The sequence below is a fragment of the Aeromicrobium sp. Leaf291 genome (assembly GCF_001423365.1).
In the GTDB taxonomy this organism is placed as follows: Bacteria; Actinomycetota; Actinomycetes; order Propionibacteriales; family Nocardioidaceae; genus Aeromicrobium.
In genome coordinates, this window is sequence record NZ_LMNM01000002.1 from 258,341 (window position 1) to 271,030 (window position 12,690).

Consider the following 12,690-nt stretch of genomic DNA (forward strand, 5'->3'; position numbering starts at 1 on the left):
CCGTGAGCCGGTCCACGTCGCGCGTCCTCCGGATCGCGGGTCTCGCCGTCACCGCGCTCGTCGGCTCGTCGGTGGTGGTCGCGAACCTCGTGGTCGTGGGTCGGACCTCCGACGACCTGACCCGTGACGTGGACGACCTCGGCCCGGCCCAGGTCGTGATCGTTCCGGGTGCCGGCGTCTATCCGGACGGCACGCTCGGACGGCCCGTCGAGGAGCGCGTGCGCGCTGCCGTGGCCCTCCACGACGCGGGCCTCGTCGAGAAGATCCTCCTGTCGGGCGACAACGGCACCAGCACCTACAACGAGCCCGACGCGATGCGTCTGGCCGTGCTCGAGGCCGGCGTGCCCGCGGCCGACGTCTTCACCGACTACGCGGGATTCAGCACGTGGCACACCATGCGGCGCGCCCGGGACGTGTTCGGGGTCGAGGACGCGATCGTCGTCACCCAGGGCGTCTACGCGGCACGGACGGTCGACCTGGGCGTCGCGGCCGGTCTCGACGTCGAGGGCTACGTCGTCAGCGAGGGCGGTCGACGTGCGCGCGAGTGGATCGCCCGCGTCCGCGGCCTCGGCGAGGCGACGTTGCGGCCCCGGGTCACCCCGGGCCCGGCCATCCCCATCACCGGTGACGGCCGCGCCTCGTGGGCGGACGAGCCGGCCTGAGCGGGTGCGGCCTCAGGCTCCCCGCAATGCGTCGATGCGCTCGAGCAGCATCCGCAGCTCCTCGCGCACGACCTCGGGCTGCTCGACCGGGATGAAGTGCGTGGCGTCGAGCTCGCGGTAGCGGGAGCGCTTCACGGCCTGCGACGCGGTGTACATGTCGCGCGCGCCCGTGAGCACGTCCCACCGGCCGGACACGAACGTGGTGGGCACGTCGATCGAGGAGAGCGAGACGCGGGAGTGCTCGGCCACGCCGAGCGCGAGCTTCGCGTACCAGGCGGGGTGGGTCGTGCAGAACTCCTTCACCATCGCCTGCAGCTCCGCGGTGTCGGCCGCGGGGTCGATGAGTCGGGTGCGACGCAGGATGTTGGTGGTGGAACGCGTCCAGGGGATCCGGGTCGTCAGGGGGGCGATGCCGTGGCCGGTCACGGTGGTGATGCGCGCCAGGCCCACCATCAGCTGGCGGGCCAGGAACGGCGGGACGTGCAGCGGTGCGAGCATCGTGCCGAAGGTGTTGCCCGGCACGCCCGCGACGGCGAGGACCCCCTCCACCCTGTCGGGGTGGCGTCCGGCCAGCTCGAAGGCCACGGTCACCCCGGCCGACCAGCTCAGCAGGGGGGCCGACTCGATCCCGGCGTGGTCCATGACCGCCAGGGCGTCCTCCACGTACGCGTCGAGATCGACCCGGCCGTCCTTGGGTCGGGCCGACCCGCCGACGCCGCGGTGGTTCCACGAGACGACGCGCACGCCGCAGTCCGGACGCAGCAGCGTGGGCCACGCGTAGGGGTTGGTCCCCAGCCCGTTGCACAGGAGCACGGTGGGGCCTTCGGCGTCGTTCGTCCAGGCCCTCAGTTGCGTGCCGTCGGCACTCGTCACGTCGTAGAAGCGCACGAGTCCGGGAGTGGAGGTCACGGGCGTCGATCCTGCCTCCTCCGGCCCCCGCCCGCAACGCGTTCGCCGGAACCGGTGCCGCGCGGCCGAGTCGCCCCAGACTCCCTAGGCGTCGAGCCGACGCTGCAGGGCGGTCGCGAACGCCGCCGCGCCGGTGGGGGTGTGGTCGAGGAAGAACGACGGCTCGGTCAGCTCGAGCTCCATGAGTCGCAGGTCGCCGTCGGGTCCGGTCACCACGTCCACCCGGGCGTAGAGCAGGTCGTCGCCCACCAGGTCGCGTGCCACCGACACCGCGCGCTCGGCGAAGGCCACCTGCTCGGGTGAGGCGTCCCTCGACGCGATGTCCTCCTTCAGCTCGGGCAGCCCGCGTGGATCACCCTCGTCCACGAGCAGTGCGCCCTTGCGGAAGGCGTGGGAGTACGTCGGGCCGAAGAGCAGCAGACCGGTCTCGCCCTCGGTGTCGACGGAGGCGACGTACGGCTGGACCATGGTCGGCCGGCCGGCGTCGAGCAGGCTGCGGCTGTGGGCGACGGCCCGCTCGGGGTCGCTCCAGCGCGCCGTGTCGGCGGATCCGGCGGAGATGGTCGGCTTCACGACCCACTCGTCGGCCTCGGGCAACGCCTCGGCGGACCGGACGGACCAGGCCGTCTCGACCACGGCCACGTCGGCCTCGACGAGTTGCCGCAGGTACGTCTTGTCGGTGTTCCAGCGCAGCACGCCGGCCGGGTTCGCCAGCCGAGGCACGCTGTCGGCCCAGGCGAGGAACGCCTCGCGCCGCGGGACGTAGTCCCAGCACGAGCGCACGACCACGAGGTCGTAGGAGCCCCAGTCGACGTCGGGGTCGTCCCAGACGGCGGTCTCGGCGTCGATCCCGACCTCCGCGACGGCGGCGGTGAGCAGGGGGAGGTCGGCATCGACCTCGCGGAAGTCGGCCCCGCAGGCCCAAGCGATGCGCATCACCCCATCCTGCCAGGTCCAGGTTCTGTCTTACCTGAACGCATATGCTTATCTCCATGGTCGAGGTTCACACGCGGGTGACGGTGATCGTGGACCTCGTCGGGTCGCGTCGCCACGGTGATCGCGCCTGGGTGCACCGGGTGTTCACGCAGGCCCTAGCGGCGGTCAACGACGCGGTACCTGCCGAGCAACCCCTCGAGCCGACACTGGGTGATGAGGCCCAGGCCCGGTACCGCACGGTCGAGGAGGCCCTGCGGGCCACCCTGCTCCTCCGCCTCGAGCTGCCTCGAGAGCTCGACGCGCGGGCGGGGATCGGCGTGGGCTCGGTGCAGCACCTCGGGGAGGGTGCGGTCGGCTTGCTTCAGGACGGCCCTGGATGGTGGGCGGCGCGCGACGCCATCAACGAGGCGAAGGCGCGCGAGACCCTGCGGGACCGGACGCTGCGCACCTGGTTCGTCGTCGCGGAGGACGCGCCGGCCGACCCGGACCGCCCCGACCAGGCGCACGTCGACGCCTTCCTGCTGCTGCGCGACGAGATCGTGACGAGCATGCCGGTGCGTTCGCGTCGCCTCCTGCGCGGCGTGCTCGACGGACGCACGCAGGCCGAGCTGGCCGAGCAGGAGGGCATCAGTCCCTCCGCGGTGTCGCAGAACCTGCGGCGCAGCGGTGCCTACGCCGTGCTGCACGCCCACGCACTGCTGCTCCAGGGGGCTGTGGACGGCCCCGACGCTCAGTAGCCGGTGAGGGCGGCGAGCAGGAAGAACGGCACCGAGGCACCCGCGAGGCGCATCGCGACCCTCACCCAGTGGTACTTGCGGGCCACGATCCGCGACAGCTCGTACAGCTGGTGCCGGGTGCGGGCGGGCAGTGTCGGGGGATGGGCGTCGAGGGTCTCGTCCAGGTCCTCGCGGGAGGCGAAGGCCGCCACGTGGCCCCAGTAGTACACGTGCGCCGACGGCGGGGGAACGGTGAAGCGCGGCCAGACCGCGCACGCGGCAGCGGCCACGGACCCCCCGGCGAGCAGCGCGCCGACGGTCCAGACGACGCGCCCGAAAGGCTCGAGCTCCGCCGGGCTCCAGTCGCGGGCCAGCAGACCTGCGAGCAGGGCGCCGAAGCCGATGCCGAGGACGGCGAGCACCATCGAGGCCTTGTGGTCGGCAGCGCCCACCTCGTTGCGCGCCTCGGCGAGGATGCTGAGCTCGACCTCGAGCGGGCCCGTCCCGACTGCTCGGTCGTCGGCGGGAGCGGCGACGTCCCCGGACGGGGGTCCGTCGTCAGCAGCCGCAGGTCGGCTGACGTCGTCGGTGGCATCGGTCATGTCATGGTCCTCGCGCGCCATCGTGCCACGAGACGGCGACATCGACTCGACGGGTCAATCCTCAGGGCTTGATTCGGTGGAATCAACGCATGTGGCTTGATACCATCGTCCGATGTTCGCCCTGACCATCGACCAGCGGGGGAGCCGACGGTCCCGCGACGGGGTGCCGGAGCTCCTCGACGCCCTGGCCCACGTCGAGACCGTGCGCGCGTTCGAGCGCACCGTGGGCGACGAGGTCCAGGGCCTCGTCGCGGCGCCGGCCGTCGCCGTCGAGGTGGTCACGCAGGTGGCGGGCACCGGACGCTGGTGGATCGGGGTGGGGGTCGGGGACGTGGACGTGCCGACGCCGACCTCCGTCCGTGCGGCTCGGGGTCCGGCGCTCCTCGCGGCTCGGGTCGCGGTCGAACGAGCGGCCCGGTGCACCGCGGGCGTGGCGCTGGAGGCGGGCGAGGGCCGTGACCCGCAGGACGCCCTCGACGCCGAGACCGTCCTGCAGGTGCTGGGCCGGCTCGTCGCGGACCGGTCGCCGGACGGCCAGGAGGCGGTCGACGTGGTGCGACGGCACGACACGCAACGAGCGGCCGCCGAGCAGCTGGGCATCACGCCCCAGGCCATGAGTGCGCGCCTGCAGGTGGCCCGCCGCGACGACGAGGACCGACTGCGAGCCGTCGCCGTTCGGCTGCTGGCCCGCTGCGACGAGCCCTCGCCCTGACGCACGGGACGGGGTCGCGCGGCCCGGTCGTAGGATCACCCCATGCCCAGCGAGACCCCCGAACGCCGTCCCGCCCCGACGCCTGAGCCCGGTGTCGACATCAAGCCCCGTAGCCGCGACGTCACCGACGGTCTCGAGAAGACCGCCGCGCGCGGGATGCTGCGCGCGGTCGGCATGGGCGACGACGACTGGCCGAAGCCGCAGATCGGCGTGGCCTCGTCCTGGAACGAGATCACCCCGTGCAACCTCTCGCTCGACCGGCTGGCCAAGTCGGTCAAGACGGGCGTGCACGCCGCCGGCGGGTACCCGCTCGAGTTCGGAACCATCAGCGTCTCCGACGGGATCAGCATGGGTCACGAGGGCATGCACTTCTCCCTCGTGAGCCGTGAGGTGATCGCCGACTCCGTCGAGACGGTCATGATGGCCGAGCGTCTCGACGGCTCCGTGCTCCTGGCCGGCTGCGACAAGAGCCTGCCCGGCATGCTCATGGCGGCGGCCCGGCTCGACCTCTCGAGCGTCTTCCTGTACGCGGGCTCGATCATGCCGGGCAACGTCGACGGCAAGGACGTCACGATCATCGACGCCTTCGAGGCCGTCGGCGCGTGCATGCGCGGTCTCATCACGCGTGAGGAGGTCGACCGCATCGAGCGGGCGATCTGCCCGGGCGAGGGCGCGTGCGGCGGCATGTACACCGCCAACACGATGGCGTCGGCCGCCGAGGCGCTGGGCATGAGCCTGCCCGGCTCGGCCGCACCGCCCGCACCCGACCGCCGACGCGACGACTACGCCGAGAAGTCCGGCGAGGCCGTCGTGGAGCTGCTGCGTCGCGGCATCACCGCGCGCGACATCATGACGCTCGAGGCGTTCGAGAACGCCATCACCGTCGTGATGGCGCTCGGCGGCTCCACCAACGCCGTGCTGCACCTGCTGGCGATCGCCCGCGAGGCAGGCGTGCCCCTCACGCTCGACGACTTCAACCGGGTCGGCGACAAGGTGCCGCACCTGGGCGACCTCAAGCCGTTCGGCCGCTACGTCATGAACGACGTCGACAAGGTCGGCGGCATCCCCGTCATCATGAAGGCGCTGCTCGACGCAGGGCTCATGCACGGCGACGTCATGACGGTCACCGGTCGCACCATGGCCGAGAACCTGGCTGACATCGACCTGGGCCTGGACGGCGACATCATCCGCCCGCTCGACGCACCGATCCACAAGACCGGCGGCCTCACGATCCTGCGCGGCTCGTTGGCCCCCGAGGGCGCCGTGGTCAAGAGCGCCGGCTTCGACTCCGACGTGTTCTCCGGGACCGCCCGGGTCTTCGACGGTGAGCGCGCCGCCATGGACGCGCTGGAGGACGGCACGATCACCGCCGGCGACGTCGTGGTCATCCGCAACGAGGGCCCCAAGGGCGGACCGGGCATGCGCGAGATGCTCGCGATCACCGGCGCCATCAAGGGCGCCGGCCTGGGCAAGGACGTCCTGCTGCTCACCGACGGTCGGTTCTCCGGCGGAACGACCGGCCTGTGCGTCGGGCACGTGGCGCCCGAGGCGGTCGACGGCGGACCGATCGCCTTCGTGGCCGACGGCGACCCGATCACGCTCGACGTGGCCAACCGGACGCTCGAGGTCGAGATCGACGACGACGAGCTCGAGCGGCGCAAGGTCGGGTGGGAGCCCATGGCCCCCAAGTACACGTCGGGCGTGCTCGCCAAGTACCGCAAGCTCGTCAGCTCCGCGGCGCACGGCGCCGTCACCGGCTGACGTGCCGGTTCCGGATCGTCGGTTCAGCGACGACGAGCTCGCCACCGCGCTCAGGGTGCTGGGCGACGCCCAGTTCCTCACCGAGGAGGACGAGGCGTACGTGGCGCTGCGGCGTGCGTGCGGGGCGTTCTACAAGGACGTCAAGAAGCAGCGACGCAAGGCCAAGCGCGACGCGGTGGCCGCGGCGGACCGCGAGGTCGTCGAGAGGACGGCCACCGGGTCGGCCCAGCGCATCGACGACGAGACCGCGGGCCTCACCCTCACCTCGACGGCCCGGGGTGCGACCGCCGGGGTCCTGCAGGTGCCTCGAGGCTGCTACATCTGCAAGCGCAAGTTCACGCTGGTCGACGCGTTCTACCACCAGCTGTGCCCGGACTGCGCGGCCCTGAGCCACGCCAAGCGTGATGCGCGCACCGACCTCACGGGGCGTCGGGCGCTGCTGACCGGCGGTCGCGCGAAGATCGGCATGTACATCGCGCTGCGGCTGCTGCGCGACGGCGCCGAGACCACGATCACGACCCGGTTCCCGCGCGACGCGGTGCGGCGATTCGCCGGGCTGCCCGACAGCGCCGACTGGATGCACCGGCTCCGCGTGGTGGGCATCGACCTGCGTGACCCGGCACAGGTGGTCGGGCTGGCCGACGACCTCGCGTCCCGTGGTCACCTCGACATCCTCATCAACAACGCGGCGCAGACCGTCCGTCGGTCGCCGGGCGCGTACGGTCCTCTGGCCGAGGCGGAGGACGCCCCGCTCCCGCCCGGGCTGACCTACGAGACAGGCGGACCGGAGCTCGTCACGTTCGGCCACACGAGCGACCTGCACCCCGCCGCACTCGTCGGCTCGGTCGAGTCGCACCCCGTGCTGGCCGGCGACGCCTCGACGGCGGACGCGCTCACCGAGCGGACCCATCGTCTGGAGCAGGCGCTCACCGCGGGGTCGGCCGACCTCAGCCGGATCGACGCCGGGGGACTGGTGCCCGACGTCGTCGACACGAACAGCTGGGTGCAGACCGTCTCGGAGGTCGACGCGCTGGAGCTGCTCGAGGTCCAGCTGTGCAACCAGACGGCGCCGTTCCTGCTGATCAGCCGCCTGCGGCCTGCGCTCGCGGCCTCTCCCGCGCGGCGCACGTACGTCGTGAACGTCTCGGCGATGGAAGGACAGTTCTCCCGGCGGTACAAGGGACCCGGGCACCCCCACACGAACATGAGCAAGGCCGCGCTCAACATGCTCACGCGCACGAGCGCGGGCGAGATGCTGGAGTCCGACGGCATCCTCATGACCGCGGTCGACACCGGCTGGATCACCGACGAACGGCCGCACACCACGAAGGTCCGCCTGGCGGAGGAGGGCTTCAAGGCTCCCCTCGACCTGGTCGACGGTGCGGCGCGCGTGTACGACCCGATCGTGCGGGGCGAGGCGGGCGAGGACGTGCACGGCGTCTTCCTCAAGGACTACGACGTCTCACCCTGGTGAGCGTGGCCGGACGGTCCACTTGACCTAGGTCATGGACTTCGCCGGCTTTGGTCCCGGAAAGATCCGCGGAGCGGCGTCAGCGTCCTGGGGCGCCCTACTCTCCAAGAGCGGAGAGCAGGGGAGGGCCGCCATGTCGAGCAGGTCGAGGTTCGGTCGGGGCGTCGGACGCCTGGGTCGGGTGGTCGTGGTCGTGGTCGCACCCGTCCTCGTGGCAGTGGCGCTGGTGGCTGGCCCCGCGGCGGCCGACGACTCCGGGGCAAACCTTGCGGGACGGCTCGTCCAGGCCGACGGCAGCGCCTGGGACGCCACGCCGTGGACGGTCACGGCCGTCCCCGTCGACGGTGCCGGTGACCAGGTCGACACCGCTGTCGCGAGCGACGGCTCCTACCGACTGGCCGGCGTCCGTGACGGCCGCTACCGGATCCGCGCCGTCCCGGCCGAGGAGAGGTCGGGCATCCCCGCCATGTGGCTCGGCGGGACGCTGCGCGAGGACGAGGCCACGGTCGTGGACGTCCGTGCGGGTCGTGACCTCGACGGACTCGACGTCGTCCGGTTCGACGGCAGCAACCTCCCGCGCCGAGCCACCGCCACCTGGCGGCCCTACGTCAAGGGCACGCCGAAGGTGGGATGGACGCTCACGGCGGACCCGCAGGAGTGGACGGTCGAGGACGACTGGTTCGGTGGACCGATGCCGGTCACCGACGACCTGTTCACCTTCCAGTGGCTCGCCGACGGCAGGCCCGTCGCCGGGGCCACGGATCGCACCTTCGCGCCCACGGCGAGCCAGCTCGGGCGCTCGCTCTCGGTCCGCGTCGGGGTGGACCTGCCCAACACGACCACGTCGAACGACACGAGCGCGAGCACCGCGGTGGTCGTGCAGGGCCGCAACGCCCCGTGCTCGCGGGTCACCCTGACCGGCAAGGCCAAGGTCGGCCGCACCCTCGTCGCCAGTCGGTCGCGGTGCTGGGCCGCGCCGGGGACCAAGGTCACCCACGTCTGGTACGCCGACGGTCGTCGGGTGGCGACCACGACCAGCCCTCGCCTGACGCTGCGCAAGAAGCTCCGCGGTGACCGGGTGAGCGTCCGCGTGGTCGCCACCGCCCCGGGCTACGCCAAGGCCACGGTGCGCACGACGACGCGCAAGGTCCGCTGACGCGGTGCCGCCCCCGGCCGGGGGTTCCGGGCCGTGGGTGGAAGAGGGCCCGGCGGGGGTTCCGGGCCGTGGGCGGAAGAGGGACCAGTCCGGATGCTGGTACGTCGCGTCTCAGTACTTGACCACGCCCCGGGCGAGGGCGAGACTGGGACGGTGCACGCCATGCTGCTCGTAGTAGATGTCTGACGCGACGACCCGCCGTCTCGCGTCACCCTCCGTACGCCATCATTGGCCGGAGGGTTTTTTCATGCGAGGACACCGTCGGGTCGGCGTCACGAGCGACCGCCGGCAGCACGACCACCACCCGGAACACCCAGCCCAGAACACCCGAGAACCGTGGACCGAAGCGAGGAACGACCGATGACGGAACAGGTCACGAGGCCGAGCACCGAGACGCTGACGGGTGCGCAGAGCCTCGTCCGCTCCCTCGAGCACGCCGGCGTCGAGGTCATCTTCGGCATCCCCGGCGGTGCGATCCTGCCTGCCTACGACCCGCTGTTCGACTCGAGCATCCGGCACGTTCTGGTGCGTCACGAGCAGGGCGCCGGGCATGCCGCGCAGGGGTACGCCATGGTCACCGGCCGCGTCGGCGTCTGCATGGCGACCTCGGGCCCGGGTGCCACGAACCTCGTGACGGCCATCGCCGACGCCTACATGGACTCCGTGCCGGTCGTCGCGATCACCGGTCAGGTGTCGTCGAGCCTCATCGGCACCGACGGCTTCCAGGAGGCCGACATCCGCGGCATCACGATGCCGATCACCAAGCACAGCTACCTGGTCACCGACCCCGCCGAGATCCCGCGCGTGGTCGCCGAGGCCTTCCACATCGCGGGCACCGGACGTCCGGGGCCGGTGCTCGTCGACATCGCGAAGGACGCGCTGCAGGCCGCGACGACGTTCCACTGGCCGAACGAGCTCGCCCTGCCGGGCTACCGGCCCACGACCCGCCCGCACGGCAAGCAGGTGCGCGAGGCGGCACGGCTCATCGCGGCCGCCGAGCGGCCGGTGCTCTACGTCGGAGGCGGCGTCATCAAGGCCGACGCCGCGGCCGAGCTGGCCATGCTGGTCGAGCTGACGCAGATCCCCGTGGTCACCACGCTCATGGCGCGCGGCGCGTTCCCCGACTCCCACGAGCTGAACCTCGGCATGCCGGGCATGCACGGGACCGTGGCCGCGGTGGCAGCGCTGCAGAAGTCCGACCTGCTGATCTCGCTCGGCGCGCGCTTCGACGACCGGGTCACGGGCAACCTCGACACGTTCGCCCCCGGGGCCAAGGTCATCCACGCCGACATCGACCCGGCCGAGATCGGCAAGAACCGCGAGGTCGACGTGCCGATCGTCGGCGACTGCCGCGAGGTCATCGCCGACCTCGTGGTCACGTTGCGCAAGCAGGCCGAGGAGACCGGCGTGCAGGGGGAGTACGGACCCTGGCGCGAGCGGATGCTCTCGACCAAGGGCCGGTTCCCGGTCGGCTACGACAAGCCGTCCGAGGGGCTCGCGCCGCAGACCGTCATCGAGCGGATCAGCGCCATCGCCGGACCCGACGCCACCTACGCGGCCGGGGTCGGGCAGCACCAGATGTGGTCGACGCACTTCATCGACTTCGAGCGCCCGCGCCAGTGGCTGAACTCCGGTGGCGCCGGCACCATGGGCTATGCCGTCCCGGCCGCGATGGGCGCCCAGGTCGGGCTGCCCGACTCGGTCGTCTGGGCGATCGACGGCGACGGCTGCTTCCAGATGACCAACCAGGAGCTCGCCACCTGCGCCATCGAGGGCATCCCGATCAAGGTCGCGGTCATCAACAACTCCTCGCTCGGCATGGTGCGCCAGTGGCAGACCCTGTTCTACGAGGGTCGCTACTCCAACACCGACCTCAACACCGGTCCGGAGTCCATCGGTGCGCGCCGCATCCCCGACTTCGTGAAGCTCGCGGAGGCCTACGGGTGCGTGGGCCTGCGCTGCGACAGCGAGGACCAGCTCGACACCGTCATCAAGGAGGCCATGGCGATCACCGACCGCCCCGTCGTCATCGACTTCGTGGTCGAGCGCGACGCCATGGTCTGGCCGATGGTCGCGGCCGGCACGAGCAACGACGACATCAAGATCGCGCGCGACATGGCGCCCGAGTGGGACGACGAGGACCTCTGATGACAACGCAGCACACGCTCAGCGTCCTGGTGGAGAACACCCCGGGCGTCCTGGCCCGCGTCTCGAGCCTGTTCATGCGGCGCGGGTTCAACATCGACTCGCTCGCGGTCGGGCCCACGGAGATCCCCGAGATCTCCCGCATGACGATCGTCGTCAACGTCGACGAGCTGCCTCTCGAGCAGGTCACCAAGCAGCTCAACAAGCTCGTGAACGTGCTGAAGATCGTCGAGCTGGACTCGGCGTCGGCGGTCGAGCGCGAGCTCATGCTCATCAAGGTGCGCACGGACGCGCAGACCCGTGGACAGGTGCTCGAGACCGTGCAGCTGTTCCGTGCCAAGGTCGTCGACGTGTCCACCGATGCCGTCACCATCGAGGCGACGGGCGACTCGGGCAAGCTGACGGCCATGCTCAACGTGCTCGAGCCGTTCGGCATCCGCGAGATCGCCCAGTCCGGTCGCGTCGCGATCGGACGCGGCGCACGGTCCATCACCGACCGCACGCTGCGGACGGTGCCGGGCCACCAGAGCGCCTGACCACCCCACGAACCCATCCACGACACGAGGAGATACCAGTGGCCGAGTTGTTCTACGACGACGACGCAGACCTCAGCATCATCCAGGGCAAGCAGGTTGCCGTCATCGGCTACGGCAGCCAGGGACACGCCCACGCCCTGAACCTGCGCGACTCCGGCGTCGACGTCCGCGTCGGCCTCGCCGAAGGCTCCAAGAGCCGCGACAAGGCCGAGGCCGAGGGCCTGCGCGTGCTCAGCGTCGCCGACGCCGTCGAGGAGGCCGACGTCATCGTCGTGCTGACCCCCGACCAGGTGCAGCGTCACGTGTACGCCGAGTCCATCGAGCCCAACCTCGTCGACGGCGACGCGCTCGTGTTCGGCCACGGCTTCAACATCCGGTACGGCTACATCAAGCCGCCCGCCGGTGTCGACGTGCTGCTGGTGGCGCCGAAGGCTCCCGGCCACACCGTGCGCCGCGAGTTCGTCGCCGGCCGCGGCATCCCCGACATCATCGCCGTCGAGCAGGACGCCAGCGGCCAGGGCTGGGACCTCGCCCTCTCGTACGCGAAGGCCATCGGCGGCGCCCGCGCCGGTGTCATCAAGACGACCTTCACCGAGGAGACCGAGACCGATCTCTTCGGCGAGCAGGCCGTGCTGTGCGGCGGCATGTCGCACCTCGTGCAGGCCGGGTTCGAGACCCTCACCGAGGCCGGCTACCAGCCGGAGATCGCCTACTTCGAGGTGCTGCACGAGCTCAAGCTCATCGTCGACCTCATGTGGGAGGGCGGCATCGCCAAGCAGCGCTGGAGCATCTCCGACACCGCTGAGTACGGCGACTACGTCTCCGGACCGCGTGTGGTCGACTCCTCGGTCAAGGAGCGCATGCAGGCCGTGCTCGCCGACATCCAGGACGGCACGTTCGCCAAGCGCTTCATCGACGACCAGGACGCCGGCGCCCCGGAGTTCCTCGCCCTGCGCGAGCAGGAGGCCGGTCACCCGATCGAGGCCACCGGCAAGGTGCTGCGCTCCCACTTCTCGTGGAAGCAGTCCGACGACGACTACGTCGAGGGTTCGGCAGCTCGCTGATCGCCCCAGCTCGCAGCAGG

Annotated in this window: 12 protein-coding genes; 9 read left to right on the plus strand and 3 right to left on the minus strand. The window is 71.5% G+C overall.

What is annotated here, in order from left to right; genetic code table 11:
* Positions 1–2 precede the first annotated feature (2 nt).
* Positions 3–662, plus strand: a complete 660-nt coding sequence (locus ASF35_RS11035) for a vancomycin high temperature exclusion protein (protein ID WP_055967151.1) — start codon at positions 3–5, stop codon at positions 660–662.
* 12 nt (positions 663–674) lie between these two features.
* Here the strand turns inward: ASF35_RS11035 and ASF35_RS11040 are convergent, their stop codons facing one another.
* Positions 675–1,571, minus strand: coding sequence for an alpha/beta fold hydrolase (locus tag ASF35_RS11040; RefSeq protein ID WP_055967154.1), 897 nt, complete (start codon positions 1,569–1,571; stop codon positions 675–677).
* Positions 1,572–1,655: 84 nt separating this feature from the next.
* Positions 1,656–2,507 carry a RimK family alpha-L-glutamate ligase gene (locus tag ASF35_RS11045; RefSeq protein WP_055967157.1) on the minus strand — a complete coding sequence of 284 codons (852 nt, stop codon included), beginning with the start codon at positions 2,505–2,507 and terminating at the stop codon, positions 1,656–1,658.
* A 56-nt stretch (positions 2,508–2,563) separates the two neighbouring features.
* On the opposite strand from ASF35_RS11045, the gene ASF35_RS11050 reads away from it, so the two are divergent.
* On the plus strand, positions 2,564–3,244 hold the full coding sequence (locus tag ASF35_RS11050) for a SatD family protein (protein ID WP_055967161.1): 681 nt from the start codon (positions 2,564–2,566) through the stop codon (positions 3,242–3,244).
* Here the strand turns inward: ASF35_RS11050 and ASF35_RS11055 are convergent.
* The gene (locus ASF35_RS11055; RefSeq protein ID WP_055967164.1) at positions 3,238–3,825 is read right to left on the minus strand and encodes a Pycsar system effector family protein; all 588 of its coding nucleotides are present in this window, start codon (positions 3,823–3,825) and stop codon (positions 3,238–3,240) included. The two genes, ASF35_RS11050 and ASF35_RS11055, sit on opposite strands and share 7 nt — an antisense overlap.
* A gap of 112 nt (positions 3,826–3,937) precedes the next feature.
* On the opposite strand from ASF35_RS11055, the gene ASF35_RS11060 reads away from it, so the two are divergent.
* The 7 genes from ASF35_RS11060 to ilvC all read left to right on the plus strand — a co-directional run bounded on the left by ASF35_RS11060 (position 3,938) and on the right by ilvC (position 12,670).
* A complete protein-coding gene (locus tag ASF35_RS11060) occupies positions 3,938–4,537 on the plus strand; it encodes a hypothetical protein (RefSeq protein WP_055967167.1) in 600 nt (199 codons plus the stop codon).
* Between the two features lie 42 nt (positions 4,538–4,579).
* Positions 4,580–6,298 carry a dihydroxy-acid dehydratase gene (gene ilvD, locus ASF35_RS11065; protein ID WP_055967170.1) on the plus strand — a complete coding sequence of 573 codons (1,719 nt, stop codon included), beginning with the start codon at positions 4,580–4,582 and terminating at the stop codon, positions 6,296–6,298.
* Between the two features lies 1 nt (position 6,299).
* Positions 6,300–7,772: an SDR family NAD(P)-dependent oxidoreductase gene (locus ASF35_RS11070; protein WP_055967171.1), complete on the plus strand. Its 1,473-nt coding sequence runs from the start codon at positions 6,300–6,302 to the stop codon at positions 7,770–7,772.
* Positions 7,773–7,902: 130 nt separating this feature from the next.
* The gene (locus tag ASF35_RS11075) at positions 7,903–8,925 is read left to right on the plus strand and encodes a hypothetical protein (protein ID WP_055967174.1); all 1,023 of its coding nucleotides are present in this window, start codon (positions 7,903–7,905) and stop codon (positions 8,923–8,925) included.
* A gap of 360 nt (positions 8,926–9,285) precedes the next feature.
* Positions 9,286–11,073, plus strand: a complete 1,788-nt coding sequence (locus ASF35_RS11080) for an acetolactate synthase large subunit (RefSeq protein WP_055967176.1) — start codon at positions 9,286–9,288, stop codon at positions 11,071–11,073.
* Positions 11,073–11,606 (plus strand): acetolactate synthase small subunit, encoded by a 534-nt coding sequence (ilvN, locus tag ASF35_RS11085; RefSeq protein ID WP_055967178.1) that lies wholly within the window; start codon positions 11,073–11,075, stop codon positions 11,604–11,606. The genes ASF35_RS11080 and ilvN overlap by 1 nt, the downstream gene beginning before the upstream one ends.
* A gap of 38 nt (positions 11,607–11,644) precedes the next feature.
* On the plus strand, positions 11,645–12,670 hold the full coding sequence (gene ilvC / locus ASF35_RS11090; RefSeq protein WP_055967181.1) for a ketol-acid reductoisomerase: 1,026 nt from the start codon (positions 11,645–11,647) through the stop codon (positions 12,668–12,670).
* Positions 12,671–12,690: the final 20 nt, after the last annotated feature.